The sequence below is a fragment of the Candidatus Mycobacterium wuenschmannii genome (genome assembly GCF_030252325.1).
Taxonomy (GTDB): domain Bacteria; phylum Actinomycetota; class Actinomycetes; order Mycobacteriales; family Mycobacteriaceae; genus Mycobacterium; species Mycobacterium wuenschmannii.
Genome location: NZ_CP126981.1, coordinates 3,789,767 through 3,806,513, shown reverse-complemented (window position 1 = coordinate 3,806,513; position 16,747 = coordinate 3,789,767). Strand labels below are relative to the sequence as shown.

The 16,747-nt window shown below is 67.9% G+C and carries 20 protein-coding genes and 1 pseudogene; 7 read left to right on the top strand and 14 right to left on the bottom strand.

What is annotated here, in order from left to right; all coding sequences use genetic code 11:
• The first annotated feature begins 12 nt into the window (after positions 1-12).
• Positions 13-1,221 carry an MFS transporter gene (locus PT015_RS18300; RefSeq protein ID WP_285186335.1) on the top strand — a complete coding sequence of 403 codons (1,209 nt, stop codon included), beginning with the start codon at positions 13-15 and terminating at the stop codon, positions 1,219-1,221.
• Here PT015_RS18300 and PT015_RS18295 read toward each other — a convergent pair.
• The 5 genes from PT015_RS18295 to PT015_RS18275 form a co-directional block, all read right to left on the bottom strand.
• On the bottom strand, positions 1,192-1,866 hold the full coding sequence (locus tag PT015_RS18295; RefSeq protein WP_285186334.1) for a hypothetical protein: 675 nt from the start codon (positions 1,864-1,866) through the stop codon (positions 1,192-1,194). The genes PT015_RS18300 and PT015_RS18295 overlap by 30 nt on opposite strands.
• 192 nt (positions 1,867-2,058) lie before the next feature.
• Positions 2,059-2,487, bottom strand: coding sequence for a pyridoxamine 5'-phosphate oxidase family protein (locus PT015_RS18290; protein WP_285186332.1), 429 nt, complete (start codon positions 2,485-2,487; stop codon positions 2,059-2,061).
• A gap of 30 nt (positions 2,488-2,517) precedes the next feature.
• Positions 2,518-3,522, bottom strand: a complete 1,005-nt coding sequence (locus PT015_RS18285; RefSeq protein ID WP_285186331.1) for an NADP-dependent oxidoreductase — start codon at positions 3,520-3,522, stop codon at positions 2,518-2,520.
• Positions 3,519-4,523, bottom strand: coding sequence for an LLM class F420-dependent oxidoreductase (locus tag PT015_RS18280; RefSeq protein ID WP_285186330.1), 1,005 nt, complete (start codon positions 4,521-4,523; stop codon positions 3,519-3,521). Before PT015_RS18280 ends, PT015_RS18285 begins: the two co-directional genes overlap by 4 nt.
• The gene (locus PT015_RS18275; RefSeq protein WP_285186329.1) at positions 4,520-5,650 is read right to left on the bottom strand and encodes an acyl-CoA dehydrogenase family protein; all 1,131 of its coding nucleotides are present in this window, start codon (positions 5,648-5,650) and stop codon (positions 4,520-4,522) included. The genes PT015_RS18280 and PT015_RS18275 overlap by 4 nt, the downstream gene beginning before the upstream one ends.
• Positions 5,651-5,707: 57 nt before the next feature.
• Between PT015_RS18275 and PT015_RS18270 the strand changes: the two genes are divergently transcribed.
• Complete coding sequence (locus tag PT015_RS18270; protein ID WP_285186328.1) at positions 5,708-6,208, top strand: winged helix-turn-helix transcriptional regulator; 501 nt, start codon at positions 5,708-5,710, stop codon at positions 6,206-6,208.
• Here the strand turns inward: PT015_RS18270 and PT015_RS18265 are convergent.
• On the bottom strand, positions 6,184-6,651 hold the full coding sequence (locus PT015_RS18265; protein ID WP_285186327.1) for a PNPOx family protein: 468 nt from the start codon (positions 6,649-6,651) through the stop codon (positions 6,184-6,186). The two genes, PT015_RS18270 and PT015_RS18265, sit on opposite strands and share 25 nt — an antisense overlap.
• Before the next feature lie 25 nt (positions 6,652-6,676).
• A complete protein-coding gene (locus tag PT015_RS18260) occupies positions 6,677-7,396 on the bottom strand; it encodes an NUDIX hydrolase (protein WP_285186325.1) in 720 nt (239 codons plus the stop codon).
• A 65-nt stretch (positions 7,397-7,461) separates the two neighbouring features.
• Here PT015_RS18260 and PT015_RS18255 point away from each other — a divergent pair, with 65 nt between their 5' ends.
• The gene (locus tag PT015_RS18255; protein WP_285186323.1) at positions 7,462-8,916 is read left to right on the top strand and encodes an MFS transporter; all 1,455 of its coding nucleotides are present in this window, start codon (positions 7,462-7,464) and stop codon (positions 8,914-8,916) included.
• On the opposite strand, the gene PT015_RS18250 is transcribed toward PT015_RS18255, so the two are convergent.
• Positions 8,906-9,448, bottom strand: a complete 543-nt coding sequence (locus PT015_RS18250; RefSeq protein ID WP_285191164.1) for a cob(I)yrinic acid a,c-diamide adenosyltransferase — start codon at positions 9,446-9,448, stop codon at positions 8,906-8,908. The two genes, PT015_RS18255 and PT015_RS18250, sit on opposite strands and share 11 nt — an antisense overlap.
• A 225-nt stretch (positions 9,449-9,673) precedes the next feature.
• Positions 9,674-9,859: pseudogene (locus PT015_RS18245) on the bottom strand (MerR family DNA-binding transcriptional regulator); the annotation flags it as partial.
• Between the two features lie 73 nt (positions 9,860-9,932).
• Between PT015_RS18245 and PT015_RS18240 the strand changes: the two are divergent.
• Positions 9,933-10,508, top strand: coding sequence for a hemerythrin domain-containing protein (locus tag PT015_RS18240; protein ID WP_285186321.1), 576 nt, complete (start codon positions 9,933-9,935; stop codon positions 10,506-10,508).
• Positions 10,509-10,573: 65 nt separating this feature from the next.
• Here the strand turns inward: PT015_RS18240 and PT015_RS18235 are convergent, their stop codons facing one another.
• The 4 genes from PT015_RS18235 to PT015_RS18220 are packed head-to-tail and all read right to left on the bottom strand — an operon-like array spanning position 10,574 to position 12,505.
• Positions 10,574-10,915, bottom strand: coding sequence for a PE-PGRS family protein (locus PT015_RS18235; RefSeq protein WP_285186320.1), 342 nt, complete (start codon positions 10,913-10,915; stop codon positions 10,574-10,576).
• A gap of 44 nt (positions 10,916-10,959) precedes the next feature.
• A complete protein-coding gene (locus PT015_RS18230) occupies positions 10,960-11,313 on the bottom strand; it encodes a VOC family protein (RefSeq protein WP_285186319.1) in 354 nt (117 codons plus the stop codon).
• Between the two features lie 3 nt (positions 11,314-11,316).
• Positions 11,317-11,715: a VOC family protein gene (locus PT015_RS18225; protein ID WP_285186317.1), complete on the bottom strand. Its 399-nt coding sequence runs from the start codon at positions 11,713-11,715 to the stop codon at positions 11,317-11,319.
• Entirely contained in the window at positions 11,705-12,505 is an 801-nt protein-coding gene (locus PT015_RS18220) for a helix-turn-helix domain-containing protein (protein ID WP_285191163.1), read from the bottom strand. The genes PT015_RS18225 and PT015_RS18220 overlap by 11 nt, the downstream gene beginning before the upstream one ends.
• 111 nt (positions 12,506-12,616) lie before the next feature.
• Here PT015_RS18220 and PT015_RS18215 point away from each other — a divergent pair, with 111 nt between their 5' ends.
• The gene (locus PT015_RS18215; RefSeq protein ID WP_285186315.1) at positions 12,617-12,886 is read left to right on the top strand and encodes a YdeI/OmpD-associated family protein; all 270 of its coding nucleotides are present in this window, start codon (positions 12,617-12,619) and stop codon (positions 12,884-12,886) included.
• 112 nt (positions 12,887-12,998) lie between these two features.
• The gene (gene qcrB / locus PT015_RS18210; RefSeq protein WP_285186313.1) at positions 12,999-14,555 is read left to right on the top strand and encodes a cytochrome bc1 complex cytochrome b subunit; all 1,557 of its coding nucleotides are present in this window, start codon (positions 12,999-13,001) and stop codon (positions 14,553-14,555) included.
• Here qcrB and PT015_RS18205 read toward each other — a convergent pair.
• Positions 14,533-15,351 carry an inositol monophosphatase family protein gene (locus PT015_RS18205; RefSeq protein ID WP_285186311.1) on the bottom strand — a complete coding sequence of 273 codons (819 nt, stop codon included), beginning with the start codon at positions 15,349-15,351 and terminating at the stop codon, positions 14,533-14,535. The two genes, qcrB and PT015_RS18205, sit on opposite strands and share 23 nt — an antisense overlap.
• A 481-nt stretch (positions 15,352-15,832) precedes the next feature.
• Between PT015_RS18205 and PT015_RS18200 the strand changes: the two genes are divergently transcribed.
• Positions 15,833-16,693, top strand: coding sequence for an aldo/keto reductase (locus PT015_RS18200; RefSeq protein WP_285186309.1), 861 nt, complete (start codon positions 15,833-15,835; stop codon positions 16,691-16,693).
• Positions 16,694-16,747: the final 54 nt, after the last annotated feature.

The window sequence follows — 16,747 nt, the reverse complement described above, 5'->3', positions numbered from 1 at the left end:
GGACTGCAGTTCATGAACTCGCCGGATGGGGCAACCAGCGTGCTGCCACGGCCGCGCACGGCACCTGACGACACGAACCTACAGTTCGGCGTCGTCCTGGCGGTTCTGCTCGTCACCGGATGGATCGCGAATCACTTCGTCGCTCTGATGCCCACGATCAGCGACCGCCAGCACCTGAGCACCGCGACGCTCGACGCGATCTTCGGGATCTACGCGGTGGGGCTGCTGCCCGGCCTGCTGATCGGCGGTCGCGCCTCGGATGCATTCGGCCGCCGGGCCGTGGCGCTGACGGGTTCGGCGACCGCGGTGATCGGCACGATCGCCATGCTCTTCTCGCAACATCCCGACGTTCTGCTCGCCGGTCGCCTGATCGTGGGCGCGGGCGTGGGCCTCGCGATGACCTCGGGCACGGCGTGGGCCTCCGACCTGCGCGGCCCGGCCGGAGCCGCAACCGCCGGCGCCGTGATGATCATCGGCTTCGCGGTCGGGCCGCTGGCCGGTGGGCTAATTGCCGGCGCCGGGGATCTCGGCGTAGAAGTGTCCTTCGCGGTGGCCGCGGGTCTCGTCGTGCTGGCGATGACCGCCACGATCGTGGTCGCACGTCGTACCACGGCGCCGTCGTCCGTCTCGACCGCAACGAAAAAAATCGTGCAGTACCCGCTTTCGAGCGCACGGGCGCTGAGTTGGGCGATGCCATTGGCTCCGTGGGTATTCGCCTCGGCCACATTGGGTTTCATCACCATCCCGGCAAGGGTCCACACCGGACTCGCGGCACCCACCGCAGCGGGCATCGCAGCACTCATCGTCAACGGCGCCAGCGGCGTCATCCAGGCCGTCGCCAGGATCGGCTCGTGGGGCCCGCGTGCGGGCACGGTCGGCGCGGCGCTGGCGGCCGTGGCCTACGCGCTGATCGCGGTCTCGCCGGCGAACATGACGCTCACGCTCGCCGTGCCGCTGTTGCTGATGCTCGGTGGGGCAGGCGGTCTTTCGCTGCGCGAGGGCCTGATCGATCTGGAAGCGGCAGCGCCGCAACATGTTCGGGGCGCGCTGACCGGAGTGTTCTACTGCGCGACGTACATCGGCTTCGGTCTACCGCTGCTGTTGACCAGCGTCGGGTATGGCGGCACCCAGGTCATACTCGCCGTCATGGCGGCGCTTGCGGCGACTGCCGCGATCTCCCGCGTCGTCCGGCTACGCCGAGATAGCCACCGGCAGAGCTGATTCCATGCGGCGCTGCCGGACACCGGCAACCGGGATCGGATCGTTGCCCACCACGCTCAAACCTGCCAGGCGGCGCCAGGACCGGATCGCGTTGCGGGTCACCTCGATGATGCGCGCCGGCCCGGCATCGCCGTTGGCCAACCGGTGGGCGCGCAACGCGTTGCCGGTGACGGCGTCGAGGGTGTCCCAGTCGTCGGTCTCGACCAGAGCAGTCGACTGGCAGGCGGCTCGGACCGCGTACAGCTCGGCGCCTTCCGATGCCTCGGCGGCCGCGCGGCCGGCTCGGGCCGCGCTGTCCCAGTTGACGATCGACGGCACGTCGCCGGGCACGAAGGTCCGGTGCAGATCGGCGATGTCGGCGATGGCCACCGCCGAAACACCGTCGGCATAGCGCAGGACACCCCAGGGTGGGCTGGTCAGCAGTTTGGTCACCCAGAGGTGCATGACGGCGTCGGCGACGTCGGCGGTGCCGACGGTCAGCCACCCGAGGTCGAGCACTAGCAGGCTGTTCGCCGGGGACAGGTAACCGTCCGGTTCGGCCAACAGGTCGTTGCACAACTGCACGAACGACGCCAACGGCCGTGCCGAGGTCGCCGGGAAATCGGTGATCTGCTCGTCGCCGTTGATGTACGAAATCACGTTCATGGCGCACCCTTTGCCCGAGCCGGGCTGATGCGACCCCCGCGCTAGCCGCATGGGGCTGGTAATGCGATCGAGGTCCATTTGAGCTGCTTCCTAGGGGTTTTCGAGCGTAGCGACCTAGAGTTTCGAGGTCTTCATCCTATGGAAGGTCCGGCTCTCGACCGCCGCGACACGGCGGCCACGGCCGCCCGAAATCTACAGCTCGCCGGAGAAGTCCGCGGTGATCCAGCGATCGGGCCGGATGGTGAACAGAATGCCCGGCCGGTCGGCCATGCCCTGGACGAACGCGCGGCCGCCCTCCTCGCCGAGGTAGCGGATGGCGATCGCCTCCCGCACATCCAGCGGCGCGGGTGTCGTGGTGTCGACGACGGTGCCCTCGACGACGACGTATTGGTACGGCGGCTCCTCGCGTTGCACCGCGAGCGTCACCACACCGGCGGCTTCGATCAGCGCCGTCTTGCGAGCCTCCACCCCGGTGTTGACCAGGATGTTGCCGCCCGGCGTGTAGCCGTACCAGATCGGCGCGCTGGCCGGGGGCCGACCGTTGGTCGCCGCCACGGACAGCACCGCGACGCGCTTGTCGGCGAGGAATTCTTCACGTTGGGTCTCGGTAAACGCAGCCATGGCCCAGTTCAACGACCCCGTGACGGTGGGCTATTCCCCCAAGCCGAGGATCAGTTTGCCGGTGTTCTCGCCGCGGAACAGCTTGGCCAGAGTGTCGGGGAAGTCCGCGACACCGCCGTGCTCGACCTGCTCGTGCGAGCGCAGTTCGCCGCTGGCGAGCCACTTCGCCAGTTGCGCAACGGCTTCCGGGTAGCGTTTCGCGTAGTCGAAGATGACGAAGCCGGTCATGGACGCCCGGGAGACGAGCAACTGCATGTAGTTGGCCGGCCCTCGCGGCGTGTCGTTGTACTGCGACACCGCGCCACACAGCACGATGCGCGCACCGAACGCGAGCCGGTTCAGCGCGGCTTCCAGCGTCGCGCCGCCGACGTTGTCGAAATAGACGTCGACGCCGTCCGGGGCGTGGGACTTGAGCTCCTTGCGGAGATCCGCAGCCTTGTAGTCGATCGCGGCGTCGAACCCGGCCTCCTCGATCAGCCAGCGGCGCTTCTCCTCGCCGCCGGCGATCCCAATCGCCCGGCAACCCTTGATCTTGGCGATCTGGCCCACGACACTGCCGACCGATCCGGCTGCCCCGGACACCAGCACGGTCTGGCCCGGCTCGGGCTTGCCGATGTCGAGCAGCCCGAAGTACGCCGTCAGGCCGCTGATGCCGAGCGCGCTGAGATAGACCGGCGCTGGCGCGAGAGCGGTGTCGATCTTGTTGACCTCGGCGCCGTCGGACAGTGCGTAGCGCTGCACGCCGAAGATGCCGGACACGTCGTCGCCCACCGCGAAGCGGGGATGCCGCGATTCGACGACGCGACCCACGCCCAGGGCCCGCATCACTTCGCCGATCTCGACCGGTGGCACGTAGCTGCGGCCCGCGTTCATCCAGGTCCGCATCGCGGGGTCGATCGACAGGTAGTCGACCTGGACGACCAATTGACCTTCGGAGGCAACGGGTTTGGGCTCATCGACTATGGCCCAGTTGCTGGCCGTGAGGATGTCGGTCGGCCGCTCGGCGAGTCGGCACTGGGTGTTGACGGTGGTCATATCGCGGTCTCCTGAGCGGTCGGGATGGTGCGGGCGATGTCGGCGGCGCAGCCGAGGGCGTTGCGGCCGGCGGGGTCTTCGGCGGTCACAGGGATCACCGCCACGGTGTCGGCGCCGGCGTCCAGGTAGGCCCGAATCCGGTCGGCCACCTGATCCGGTGCGCCCAAAGCTGCCAACTGCCCGGCCAATTCGAGTGGAATCGTCGCGGCCAGGTCTGCCCGCCGCGCGCCGCCCCGAGCCTGCGCGACGAGATCGCCGAAGCCGAGTTCGCAGAACATCTCGCCGTAGCCGGGCGGTGCGAGGTACACCGCGAGCTGACCGGCCAGCTGGCGCAGCGCGGCCTCGCCGGGCTCAACCGCGACCGGCACCCACGCGGTCACGTGCGGCGGGATACGCCCGGCCGCGGTCGCGTCCCGCTCGATCTGCTCCCGAACCTGCGAGACGCGTTGCGGTGAAACCAGGTTCAACACCACTTCGTCGGCGGCCAGCGCGGTCAGTTTCATCATCTGCGGGCCGAAGGCGCCGATGCCGATGCGGCTGCGCGGCAAGGGGTTACGTAGCCGGAACCCGTGGCTGCGGATCACCCGGCCGTCGTAGTCGCCGCGTTCCCCCCGCAGGATCGGCCGCAGGCACTCGATGGTCTCGCGCATCCGCGTGACGCTGTGCGCCCAGTCCCGGTCGTGCCAGCCAGCGACGATGAACGGGCTGGAGGCACCTAACGCGATGTCGACCTGGGCGCCCGTGAGGGCGGCAACGGAGCTGGCGCCCAACGCAATTGCGGCCGGCGTGCGCACACTGATCGGCAACGGGCCGATCCGCAACCCGAGACCGGGGGCACGTATACCGATGGCTGTCGCCAACGCGAACGCGTCGAACGTCGCCATCTCGCCGACCCACAACCCGCCGATGCCGGCGGCGTGCACGGCCTCCGCGATCTCGAGTGCCTCCAGATCGGGGCGGTCCAGCCAGAGCGGCAGCACCGCTTCGATCGCCGACCTCACAGCATCGCCGCCTCGGTGGCTTGACCCAGCAGGACACGACCCGGCAGTTCCCGGGAGGCCTCGTTCACCTGGAAATGCGCGGACGCGGTGAAAGCGTCGCGCAGCCGGCGTTGCAGCGGTGCGCCGTCGTAAATGGCGCTGCCCCCGGCCAAGTCGTACATCGACCGGACGACATCGGTGGAGACCCGCGCGCCATGGGTGGCAGCCAGCCGCACCCGGGTGCGGGCGGCCAACGACACCGTCGACCCATCTTCGGCCGCCCGCCAGGCGTCGTCGACGGCCTGGTAGTAGCCGGCCCGGGCGGCTTCCAGCGCCGACTCCGCGGTCGCGACCGCCGCCTGGATGGTGGATCGCTCGGCCATCGTCCGGCTGCCTGCCGCACCCTTCTTCGTGGCGGCGAGTTCGACGAAGTTGTCTATCGCGGCGCGGGCATTGCCCATCGCGGCGGCGGTGATGCAGGACGCGAAGAAACCGAACGGCGGGAACCGGTACAGCGGCCGGTCGATCACCGGGCCGTCGAAGATCGACAGCACCCGCTCGTCGGGAACGAACACCTCGTCGGCGACGCTGTCATGACTGCCGGTGCCGCGCAGGCCGAGGGTGTGCCAGGTGTCCAGGATCTGCAGTTGCTCGGTGGGCAGGACGACGACCGCCGGTTTGTCCTCCAGGATGCAGCCTGCGAACAACACATCGGCGTGGGTGATGCCGCTGCAGAATGCCCAGCGACCGGAGACCACCACGCCGCCGGACACGCGGCGGGCCTTGCCCTGCGGCGCCCACACCCCGGCGGCCAATCCCCGCCCACCGCCGAAGAGCTCGTCGCGACTGGCCGGGCGCATATATCCGACGAGCAGGGTGCTGGTGATCCCGATCGAGACGCACCAGCCGGCCGAGGCGTCGCCGCGGGCCACTACCTCAGCGCAGCGCAGCGCGGTGCCGGCGGGCAGTTCCAGCGCGTCGACCTCGAGCGGGGCGCCCGCCCGCAACAGGCCCGAATCACGCAACGCAGCAACGAGATCCGGCGGGAGCCGGCGAGCGGTGTCGATCTCGGTGGCCATGCCCCGGGCCAAGTCGGCGATCTCCGCCGCCCGGGTCAGCACAGGCGCGGCGGCGACATCGGTGTCCATAGTCCGGTGACGTTACCACTACCGGTTTAGTTTTTGAACCGGTACATTGAGTGAACCATGGACTACCCGGACCTGTCCCACCGCTTCGACGGCGAGTCCGTCGCGCGCGCGTTGGAGATCGTCGGCGAGCGGTGGACGCTGCTGATCCTGCGGGAAGCGTTCTTTGGGGTGCGCCGCTTCGGCCAGTTCGCGCGTAACCTTCAGATCCCGCGGCCCACGCTGTCGGCGCGACTGCGGACCCTGGTCGACAAGGGTCTGCTGGAAAAGGTGCTTTACGCGAGCGACCCCGACCGGCACGAGTACCGGTTGACCGACCCCGGCCGCGACTTGTTCGCCGCGATCGTGGTGCTCATGCAGTGGGGCGATCGGCACCTGCCGAACCCGAACGGCCCGCCGATCGTCCTGCACCACCAGCGGTGCGACGAGACCGCCGAGCCGATGCTGGTGTGTGCGCACTGCCGCGAGGAGATCACCGCGCACAACGTGACACCCGAGCCGGGACCGGGCTTCCGCGTACCGGAGCCGTCCGGCGCTCAGACGACCCGAAACACGGGGTAGTGATTGACGATTCGCTCGAAATCGTCGATCGGCGACCGCCGGTCGACCGCGAAGAACGGGCGCGCCCCCGGGGCCAACTCGAGGTAGCGGCGCAAGATCGCGGCACGATCATCGGAGGTGTCCTCGACCAGTTCGATCTCTTCGCGCCGGCCATGCCGCAGCACCGCGCGGCCGTCACCACCGCGGAGATTGCGCACCCAATTCGTGGTGTGACCGAGCATCGCGACCAGATAGCGCTCGCCGCGGTCGTCGGCGACGACCACCGGGAACGAGATCAGCCGCCCGGATTTGTGACCCCGCACCTCGAGTGTCGCGGCCCCGCCCGGGACGAGTCCGGCCGAAATGGCCAAGGCGCCCAATCGGTTTGAGATGCGCGCTGACCATCCCGGCCGGCCGCCACGGTATTGCCATCGTTGGAACTTGCTCAGCGCGCCACGCAGCATGCGCCCACCCTACTGCGACGCGCGGTCACTTCCAGGCGAAGACGGGCTGCTCCAGCTCGTCGACCGGATCGCCGCGGCCGTCGAGACACAGCCAGCGCAGTTGCAGCAGCACCGCGCCCGTCGGCGCGTGAATCAGGTCGTTGCCCAGCGGTATCTGGACGACCGGTCGGTCGCTCTCCGGGATGGTTATGAATCGCGGTGAATCTGATCGCTGCAGCTGATGCAGCCCGACGCGATAGACGGCCACGACCTCGTCCGGCGCCGGCCGTGGGTCGAGTCGGCCGCCGCCCCAGATCACCACGGGGGTGATGACGTAACCCGACCGCGTCGGGTAGTCGTCGAGCAGGCCCAGCACGTTCGACTCGGCCAGCTTGATGCCGACCTCCTCGTCCAGCTCGCGCAGGGCCGCGTCGATCACGGTCTCCCCCGGGTCGAGACGGCCGCCCGGGAGCGCCCACTGCGCGGGATGCGAGCTGAGCCGAGAGGTTCTGCGGCACAACAGAAATGCCGCACCACCGGATACGTCGACCATACGGCCGTCGAGACCCGCCTCCGGCATCGGCCGCCCCGCTATCCACTCCTCGACGGGTGCCGGGTCGATGCGGTCCTCTCCGACCTCCGAGTCGACCAGTAACACCGCGACGGCCGCGTGCCGCTTCGTCGGGTCGGTCACCGCGCGACGGTCGTGTGCGGCGAGCCGGTCCCGGATCTGCTCGCGCAGCGCCTCGTCGTAGGGAACGGTCATGAGGCGAGCGTAGTGACCCATTCAACTCGCACGACGGTGCCTCAGCGACCGTCGCCTAAGTATTGTTGGGTATATCCAGCGATCGCGCCTCCCTGTCGATCGACATCAACCGCGAGGCGGACGTGACGACGACAACGCAACTCCCGGCGGCGCGGCCGACGGCCACCGTACTGGTGGTGTCCACCGCGGCATTCCTGGCCAGCCTGGATCTGTTCATCGTCAACATCGCCTTCCCGGAAATCCGGCAGGCTTTCGGGTCGGCCGGCCTCGGGTCGATGTCGTGGATCCTGAACGCCTACACGCTGGTGTTCGCGGCGTTCATGAACCCGGCGGGCCGACTGGGCGACCGCTACGGGCATCGCAGGATCTTCCTCGCCGGCGTGTGGGTGTTCACGGTCGGGTCGGCGGCGTGCGGGCTATCCGGATCGTTCCTCGCGCTTGTCGCCGCCCGTGCCGTCCAGGCGCTGGGCGCGGCGCTGCTGATGCCGAGTTCGTTGGCGCTCCTGCTGGCGGCGGTCCCCGCGGAGCGCCGCACCGTCGCGGTGAGCACCTGGTCGGCGGTGGGCGCGACGGCGGCCGCGCTCGGCCCGCCTGTCGGCGGCCTGCTCGTCCAATTGTCCTGGCGTTGGATCTTTTTCGTCAATGCGCCGGTAGGGCTGATCGCGGCGCTCGCCGGCGGCCTCGTGCTGTCGAAAGCGGCCGGCAGCGGCACCGGTGTCCCCGACCTGTTCGGCGCGCTGAGCCTGGTGGTCGGGGTCGGCGCCCTGGTGTGGACCTTGATCGAGCTGCCGGTGGTGGGCCGCGATGCCATCACACTCGTGGCGGCGGCAGTCGGCGCCGGATGCGCGATGGCGCTGGCGGTGTGGCGGTCGCTGCGGCACCCCTCGCCGGCGGTCGATCTTGCCGCGGTGAAGGTACTCCCGATGTGGTCGAGCTGCCTTGCCCTGCTGGTCTTTTCGGCCGCACACGGCGCGATGCTCTTGAGCGGCGTCATGCTGCTCACCACGGTCTGGGGGATGCCGCCCGCGATGGCCGGGTTGTGCCTGTCGCCTGGTCCGATCATGGTGGTGCTCGTCTCGCTGCTGGCGGGACGACTGGTCGGCAGGGTCGGGGTAGGCAAGGTGGCCGCCGCGGGAGCGGCGCTGTACGCCGTCGGGATCGTCGTCTGGTTGTGCACGATCGGCCCAGAGCCGCACTACTTCACCGATTACTTTCCGGCGCAACTGTTTACCGGTACCGGCGTCGGGCTGGTGATGCCCAGCATGTCGGCGGTCACCGGACTCGCGCTGCCGGCGCACCGCTGGGGGGCCGGGTCGGCGGTCACCAACACCGCTCGGCAAATGGGCATGGTGCTGGGCACCACCGCGCTGACGATGATCTACCAGGCCGGAGTGGACCTCGCCGCGGTCAGGCGCGGCTGGGTGTTCGTCGCCGTCGCGGCCGCCACGGCGGCAATCATCGCCGTCGTCCTGGCCTTGCGCTGGCAGCCCGCGACCGACGAGGACCGCGTCACTCGTTAGTGACGCCGGGTACCCAGGTCCGCTGATCCACGGCAACGGCCCGGGCGACGATGAAGAGCAGATCCGAGAGCCGGTTGAGATACCGGACGATCTCGGGGTTCAGGTCGACGACGGACACCGCGTGCCGCTCCGCCCGGCGGCAGACGGTGCGTGCCACGTGGAGCTCCGCCGAGGCCAACCCCCCACCGGGCAGCACGAACGACGCCGGTGGCGAGAGCTGCGAGTTGGCCTCGTCGCAGCGCCGCTCGAGGCGATCGACGTAGCCGGCGCCGATGCGCAGGCCGTCACCGTCCGCCGGGCGGGAGAGATCCGCGCCGAGGTCGAACAGCTCGTTCTGAATTTGGCTGAGCCACGCGGCGAAGGGCTGCTCACTCAACTGCGCGAGCACGACGCCGAGTTGGGCGTTGAGCTCGTCGACGTCGCCGCCGGCTTCGATTCTCGGATCGTCCTTGGGCACCCGGGCGTGGCCGGCGGTCGAGGTCTCGCCACCGTCGCCACGCCGGGTGTAGATCTTCGTCAGGTTCACGTTCACAGTCGCCTCCGTGGCTCGGATGATCTCTTCGGTCGACGGTTGCAAGGACGAGTCGAGTGCGCTCAACAGGCGCTCGAGCCGGTGATTGAGTTCCGACGTCTCACGCAGCCGGTCGCGCACCTGGTGTAGGTGGAGCCGGACGATGCCGGCGAGGTCCTCGCCGCCGTCCAGTGCCCGACCGATCTCCTGAAGGTCGAAGCCGAGGCTCCGCATCGCGGTGATCTCGTAGAGCCGCTCTGCCTGCTCGGCGCGGTAGCGCCGGTGCCCGGCACCCGTCCGAGAGGCCGGCGTCAGCAGCCCGACCTGCTCGTAGTGGTGCAGCGTGCGCACGGTGACGCCCGCGGCGTCGGCGAGTGCGCCGACACTCCATTCGTCGTTGTCGCCCTCGATGCCCAACCCTGTTTCCGTCATCGCCGTGAACGTACGACCTGACGCTACGTGAGGTGCAAGCGGTCGCCGTCGCGCAGCTGATTTACTGGTCGGGATGGCCGACATCACCATGTTGATCCTCGAAGACCATGACTGGTTCCGCGAGCAGTTCGCCCGGCTGGACGAACTGCAGGCGCAGACGCCGGTCAACCAACGCGCGCTCATCAGGGTCTGGCGTCCGCTCGCCGACAAACTCGACGTACACGCCTACATCGAGGAGAAGATCTTCTACCCGCAACTGCTCACCCGCGGCGGGGACGACGCGGAGGGCGAGACGCTCGACGCCATCGGCGACCACAACGACATCCGCGACGGCGTGCGCGCCGCGAATGCGGCCGGCGTCGCCAGCGACGAGTGGTGGGCAGCCGTCGGTCGGACGCGGGTGGCCAACGACGACCACATGGCCGAAGAGGAACGCGAAGGACTGGCCGACTTTCGGCGCAACGCCCCGATCGGACTTCGCGAGTCACTCGGCCGTCAGTACCGCGAGTTCATGGCCGAGCATCCGACTACGCGTGGATTGCCGATCGTCGACCGAGACCCACAGAAATATGTCGCCGAGAATGAGCAAGGCGCGCGACCGGTGCGCACCGACTACTCGCTGGGCATCGGCAGCCTCAAGGGCGAGTAGACCGAGACAAACGACTCATGCGGCCCGGTAGCCCAGGCCGCATGAGTCGTTGGTTGAGTCGCTCGTTACTGGTGGCCGGAGCCGCAGATGTTGGTGTTGGGAATGCAACCCGCACCGCCTGCAATACCGGGGCCACCGAAGTTCTGCCCGCCGGAACCGCAGACGCCCGTGCCCTGAATGCAGCCCTGGCCGCCGGGGCCACCACCGGGGCCACTGTTCTGGCCACCGGAACCGCAGACGTCGCCGTTACAGCCACTGCCGCCCGGGTCCTGCTTGTAGATGACATGGGTGGGAGCGGAGCCGATCGGGCCCACGCTGGCCTCAGCTGCCGCGATGGGGAAGAACGCCATCACCGCAGCAGCAGACCCACCGACAAACAATGATTTCGTAACACTGAGTTTAGACATGTTAGGTCTTCTACCCTTCGCGCACGTGTCCAAAACCTCGGATTTCAGTCGTGATGATTCACGATGTTGACGACGTTGCCGTCGGGCGCACGGACGAAGAATCGGCGCATCCCCCAGGCCTCTTCGGTGAGCGGGTGGACGATCTCGTAGCCCAATTCCTGCGCCTCGGCGTAGGCGGCGTCGATGTCGTCGGTGGACACCGAGATGACGGAATCCTCCGACGCGGTCAGGTCGCCGGTGACGAGTTGCAGTCGCGCCGCGGCATCGGGCGATGAGAATCGGGCCACCCAGCCCAGGTTGAACTCCTCCTTGGGCAGCCCGAGGTAACCGGTGTAGAAGCTGCGGGCGGAGTCGATGTCCGCGACGTGCAGGTTGGCGAAGACGTTGGTGGCGCGCATCGGTCAACTCGGCAACGGCTCGCCGCGATAGTCACCGAACGACCACAGATTGCCTTCGGGATCGCGGACGGCGAATTCGTTCGCGCCGTAATCGGTCAGGGCCAGCGGCCGGATCACGTCCGCCCCGTGTTCGCGGACCCGGTCGTACAGCCCGCTCGGGTCGGCGGTGACGAGGTAGGCCCCCGCGGTTCCGGGTTCGCGGCACCACTCGGCGCCGGGCTTGTAACTGCCCAGCATGATGCCGCCGCTGCCTTCGGGCCAGAGCAGTTGGGCGTGGTCGACGGTGTCGCCCTCGCCGTAGCGCGCCGCGACCACCATCCCGAAGGTGTCGACGAAGTAGTCGATGAGCTTGGGCGCGTCATGGGCCTGCAGCGTGGGCCACACGGTCGGATTAGAAGTCATGCTCGCAGTCTGCGCGCAGCACGTGGCCGCCGTCTTGAATGTTTCGGAACTCCTCGGCAATCCAGTGACTCGGCGGGACACCCGTGAACCGGGCGAACTCCCGGGTCAGATGGGCCTGGTCGCTGAAGCCGGTGCTTGCCGCGATGCTCGCGAGATCGGCTGTCGCGCAACGCCGTACCGAGTCCGCAATGCGAGTTGACGCCCGCTCGAACCGCATCAGCCTGGCGACCGTCTTCGGGGATCGGCCGACTTCCCGGTGAAACAGCGTGGTCAAGTGCCGGCCGGTCACGCCGACCCGGTCGGCGACGGCAGCCATCGACGCCCGTCCGCCGCTGCGCTGCAGCAGCCGCCAGGCGTGCACCACCTCGGGGCGCACCCGGACGCCGTCGCGGCGGTGCCATGAGTCCGCCAGGTACTCGGCGATCCAGCCGAACGCGTCGTCCCAACCACCGGCCTCGCTCACCCGGTTGCGCAGCCGAATTGCATTGCGGCCCAATATCGCAGCGGCATCCCACTCGGCCGCGTCCAACTCCGCACTGGGCATCCCGAAGAGCGCACGCGCGGCCAGCGGATGCACCGCGAGTTGCACGCCGGTCTGACCGCGACGCTGCCGGACATGCGCGGCCCGAACGTGCAGACCACCCAGCAACAGCGGGTTCGGCCGCGCGGCCGGCAGCGCCTCGGCGGTCTCGGCCGCCTCGACGCCGTCGTCCAGACTCACGATGAAGGTCAGCATCGACGAGGGCATCCCGCGGTGCAGTTCGTTGTCCGGGGCGCGATACCCCACCATCGACGCGACGCCGGGAGCGATGCGCGGCGCAGCGGTGGCGAAGTCCCAGACCCGATCCTCGTCGGCCACGACCTCCACGCTAGCGGCTCAGTCGCCGATTAACCTGGCGAGATGAGCGGTAACAGGGTGCCCGGCGGGGTTGTCCACACACTTCCCGCGGATCTGCGCGACGCGCTGCTGACCAACGCGACGGCGCTGGCCGCGTGGAAGGACATCACCCCGCTCGCGCGCAACGAGTTCATCTGCTGGGTGGACGACGCCAAGCAGGACAAGACCCGCGAGCGGCGAATCCGTCGCACCCAGGAAGAACTCGAGGAGGGCATGCGGCGGCCGTGTTGCTGGCCGGGATGCAAGCACCGAGAGCGCAACGGTAAGGCCTGAATTAACCCTTTACGGCGTGCGATCCGAGTACTACGCTCTGTGGTACTACGCACGATAGTAGACATCCGACTGGCCGCGGAGCTGCGGTTTCAGTCGTGAGGGGATGGTTGCCATGGACCTCCGACCGGCGGACAGCATCGACGCCCGGTACCACCACTCGGCCGCGCTGCGGCGCCAGCTCAACAAGGTCTTCCCGACGCACTGGTCGTTCCTGCTCGGCGAGATCGCGCTCTACAGCTTCATCGTTCTGCTCATCACCGGCATCTACCTGACGTTGTTCTTCGATCCCTCGATGACCGAGGTCACCTACCACGGCGTGTACCAGCCGTTGCGCGGTGTGGCGATGTCCCGCGCGTACGAGTCGGCGCTCGACATCTCGTTCGACGTCCGCGGCGGACTGTTCGTGCGTCAGGTGCACCACTGGGCCGCGCTGCTGTTCGGCGCGTCGATCATGGTGCATCTCGCTCGGGTTTTCTTCACCGGTGCGTTCCGTCGGCCGCGCGAAGCCAACTGGGTCATCGGGTCGCTGCTGCTGATCATCGCGATGTTCGAGGGTTACTTCGGCTACTCGCTGCCCGACGATCTGCTGTCCGGAATCGGCCTGCGCTGTGCACTCTCGTCAATCATGTTGGGATTCCCAGTGATTGGCACATGGATGCACTGGGCGTTCTTCGGCGGCGACTTCCCCGGCACGACGCTGATCCCCCGGCTGTACGCGCTGCACGTCCTGGTGTTGCCCGCAATCCTGCTCGCGCTCATCGGCGCGCACCTGGCAATGGTCTGGTTTCAGAAGCACACGCAGTTCCCCGGGCCGGGGCGCACCGAGAGCAATGTCGTCGGCGTACGGGTGATGCCGGTCTTCGCGGTGAAGTCAGGGGCGTTCTTCGCGGTGACGACCGGCGTGCTCGGCCTGATGGGCGGCCTGCTGCAGATCAACCCCATCTGGAATCTGGGGCCTTACCAGCCCTCGCACGTGTCGGCCGGTTCGCAGCCGGACTTCTACATGATGTGGACCGAAGGCCTGCAGCGGCTGTGGCCGGCATGGGAGATCTACCTCGGTGGGCACACCGTCCCGGCAGCGGTGGGGGCCGCGTCGATCATGGGCCTGGTCCTGGTGCTGCTGACGATCTATCCGTTCCTGGAGAAGCGGTTCAGCGGCGACCGCGCGCACCACAACTTGTTGCAGCGGCCGCGAGATGTGCCGGTGCGAACCGCGATCGGCGCGATGGCCATCGCGTTCTACCTCGTGCTCACGCTGGGCGCGATGAACGATGTGATCGCGCTGCAGTTCCACGTATCCCTGAATGCGACGACGTGGATCGGGCGCATCGGTATGGTGGTCGTGCCGCCGGTCGTCTACTTCGTCACCTACCGCTGGTGCATCGGCCTGCAGCGCAGCGACCGCTCGATTCTCGAGCACGGCATCGAAACCGGCATCATCAAACGACTTCCGCACGGCGCCTACATCGAAGTGCATCAACCGCTCGGCCCGGTGCCGCTGGAGTATCAGGGCGCGCCGGTGCCCGGAAAGATGAACAAGCTGGGCTCCGGTGGTGCGCCCGGCGCCGGCAGCTTCCTGCACGCCGACCCGGCGGCCGAGGACGCCGCGCTCACCGCGGCCCACCATGCCGCCGGACACCGCGCCCTTACCGCGTTACGGGGTCGCTGACCCGGTTCGCCACCCCGATCACCGCGGTCAGATCGTCGATGATCGCGGGGGTGGCCGCGACGATCGAATCAGATTGGTGCGTATGCGGATTCCCGTGCGCGTCGCTCAACAGCGCGCCGGCCTCGCGCGCCAGCAACGCACCTGCAGCGGTGTCCCACGGCTTGTTGGACATCATCACGCAGGCGTCGAGTGCACCCTCCGCGACGAACGCGAGATCGAGGGTTGCCGCGCCGACCATCCGGACCCGTTCGATCACCGGTATCAGCTCAGCGGTGAGCGCCAGGCGTTGCCGATTGAGGGCGGCGGCGTCGGGGCCGACGGCGTAGTCGCCCAGGGACACGATCGCCTCGGTGAGGCTGCCGGTCGTGCTCGCCGCGATCGGCCGGCCGTTGAGGAAGGCGCCACCGTCCTTGACCGCGTGATAGGTGCGACCCAGCAAGGGCGCGTGGATGACGGCGACCACGGCCTCCCCGCGGTGCATCAATGCCAATGCCACCGAACACAAAGGCAGCCCGTGCGCGAAGTTCGAAGTGCCGTCGATGGGATCGAGCACCCAGAGCCACTCCGAGGTCGCGATGTCGGGTTGCCGGGCGAACTCCTCAGCGAGCAGGTCGATATCGGGTGTCGCCGTGGCGAGAAAATCGGCGACGTCGTGCTGGATGGTCAGGTCGATGTCGGTGACCAGGTCCCGGTCACCCTTGTGTTCGATCGTTCCGGGCTGCGCCGTGCCCAGCGTCGTGGATCCGATCTGGGCTGCTTGCCGTGCTATCTCGAGGAAATCGTCGTAGTTCTTCATGCCGCGAACAGCCTCGCTTCCGTGGGTAGTCGAGTGCGGGCCGAGCGTAACGACTCGCGCGAACATATGCGAGCCGGTCAGATTTCGCCTGTGCCGCAATGTGTTTCGCATCGTGACCGAGGTCACCCGAATGCGGAGTTTAGCGAACGCCTCGACGACGCCGCGCTGCGCCTGTATTCGACGTCACACCATTGCTTGACGTCGCGTGAATGATTGTTCTACCTGGAGATCGAAAGTTTGGATGGCACAGTCATTTTGCTCGTTGAAATCCACCCGTTCCTGACGTGAGCTCGGCCGGGGACTCAGTTACTGTTCAGTTCGATCGACCCCGGCGTGCCGCGCGGAGACGCAAAACGGTTCGGATTATTGAACTTTGGCGTCTCACGCGCTACGGGCAGCGGAGTCCGGTCCTGATGGGGGGCTGCCGGCGCGATCTTGTCCACGTAATCCACAAAGCACATGTGCAGGCAGGTGATGACGCATGACCGCGATCGACGAACGATTCAGTACACCCACGACGATTCCCACGAAGGCGCTGCACAATGACGCGCAGATGCCGGTTCTGGGCTTGGGGGTCGCCAAGCTCTCGGACGCCGAGACGGAAAGCTCGGTGCTGGCCGCGATCGAAGCCGGCTGCCGGCTGATCGACACGGCCGCCGCGTACGGCAACGAGGAAGCCGTCGGGCGCGCGATCGCCGCCTCGGGCATCGCGCGCGACGAGCTCTGGGTCACCACCAAGCTCGGCACCTCGAAGCAGGGCTTCGACAGCGCCCAGGAATCCTGCAAGGCCAGCCTCGATCGGCTCGGACTGGACTACCTGGACCTCTACCTGATTCACTGGCCGGCGCCGTCGATCGGCAAATACGTGGAGAGCTTCGCCGGCATGATCGAAGCCCGCGAACAGGGCCACGTTCGCTCGATTGGCGTCTCCAACTTCACCGAGGATCACCTCAGGGCTGTCATCGACGAGACCGATGAAGTGCCGGCCGTCAACCAGATCGAGTTGCACCCGCGCCTCAACCAGGCCGAGTTGCGGCAGGCGCACGCCGACCACGATGTCGTCACCCAGTCGTACAGCCCGCTGGGTGTCGGCCGGATGCTCGAGGAGCCCGCGGTGACATCGATCGCCGCCGAATACGGTCAGACGCCCGCCCAGGTTCTGGTGCGCTGGAATCTGCAGCTGAACAACGTGGTGGTGTCGCGATCCTCGAAACCCGAGCGGGTTGCGGAAAACCTCGACGTATTCGGCTTCACCCTTGACGACGAGCACATGACGGCCATCGACGCGCTGCACGACGGCACCCGGGTGCTGCACGATCCGCTGGTCTTCACCGGCACCTAGGACAGCCCGCCACGAGGCGCCTTCGCCGTCGCGTCGATCGCGAGCATGATGTCG

What these genes read in the sequence shown, in the direction of transcription:
- PT015_RS18300 (WP_285186335.1), top strand. Translation starts at nt 13, where the DNA reads ATGAACTCGCCGGATGGGGCAACCAGCGTGCTGCCACGGCCGCGCACG.
- PT015_RS18295 (WP_285186334.1), bottom strand. Translation starts at nt 1,866, where the DNA reads ATGAACGTGATTTCGTACATCAACGGCGACGAGCAGATCACCGATTTC.
- PT015_RS18290 (WP_285186332.1), bottom strand. Translation starts at nt 2,487, where the DNA reads ATGGCTGCGTTTACCGAGACCCAACGTGAAGAATTCCTCGCCGACAAG.
- PT015_RS18285 (WP_285186331.1), bottom strand. Translation starts at nt 3,522, where the DNA reads ATGACCACCGTCAACACCCAGTGCCGACTCGCCGAGCGGCCGACCGAC.
- PT015_RS18275 (WP_285186329.1), bottom strand. Translation starts at nt 5,650, where the DNA reads ATGGACACCGATGTCGCCGCCGCGCCTGTGCTGACCCGGGCGGCGGAG.
- PT015_RS18270 (WP_285186328.1), top strand. Translation starts at nt 5,708, where the DNA reads ATGGACTACCCGGACCTGTCCCACCGCTTCGACGGCGAGTCCGTCGCG.
- PT015_RS18265 (WP_285186327.1), bottom strand. Translation starts at nt 6,651, where the DNA reads ATGCTGCGTGGCGCGCTGAGCAAGTTCCAACGATGGCAATACCGTGGC.
- PT015_RS18260 (WP_285186325.1), bottom strand. Translation starts at nt 7,396, where the DNA reads ATGACCGTTCCCTACGACGAGGCGCTGCGCGAGCAGATCCGGGACCGG.
- PT015_RS18240 (WP_285186321.1), top strand. Translation starts at nt 9,933, where the DNA reads ATGGCCGACATCACCATGTTGATCCTCGAAGACCATGACTGGTTCCGC.
- PT015_RS18235 (WP_285186320.1), bottom strand. Translation starts at nt 10,915, where the DNA reads ATGTCTAAACTCAGTGTTACGAAATCATTGTTTGTCGGTGGGTCTGCT.
- PT015_RS18230 (WP_285186319.1), bottom strand. Translation starts at nt 11,313, where the DNA reads ATGCGCGCCACCAACGTCTTCGCCAACCTGCACGTCGCGGACATCGAC.
- PT015_RS18225 (WP_285186317.1), bottom strand. Translation starts at nt 11,715, where the DNA reads ATGACTTCTAATCCGACCGTGTGGCCCACGCTGCAGGCCCATGACGCG.
- PT015_RS18220 (WP_285191163.1), bottom strand. Translation starts at nt 12,505, where the DNA reads ATGGTGGGGTATCGCGCCCCGGACAACGAACTGCACCGCGGGATGCCC.
- PT015_RS18215 (WP_285186315.1), top strand. Translation starts at nt 12,617, where the DNA reads ATGAGCGGTAACAGGGTGCCCGGCGGGGTTGTCCACACACTTCCCGCG.
- qcrB (WP_285186313.1), top strand. Translation starts at nt 12,999, where the DNA reads ATGGACCTCCGACCGGCGGACAGCATCGACGCCCGGTACCACCACTCG.
- PT015_RS18205 (WP_285186311.1), bottom strand. Translation starts at nt 15,351, where the DNA reads ATGAAGAACTACGACGATTTCCTCGAGATAGCACGGCAAGCAGCCCAG.
- PT015_RS18200 (WP_285186309.1), top strand. Translation starts at nt 15,833, where the DNA reads ATGACCGCGATCGACGAACGATTCAGTACACCCACGACGATTCCCACG.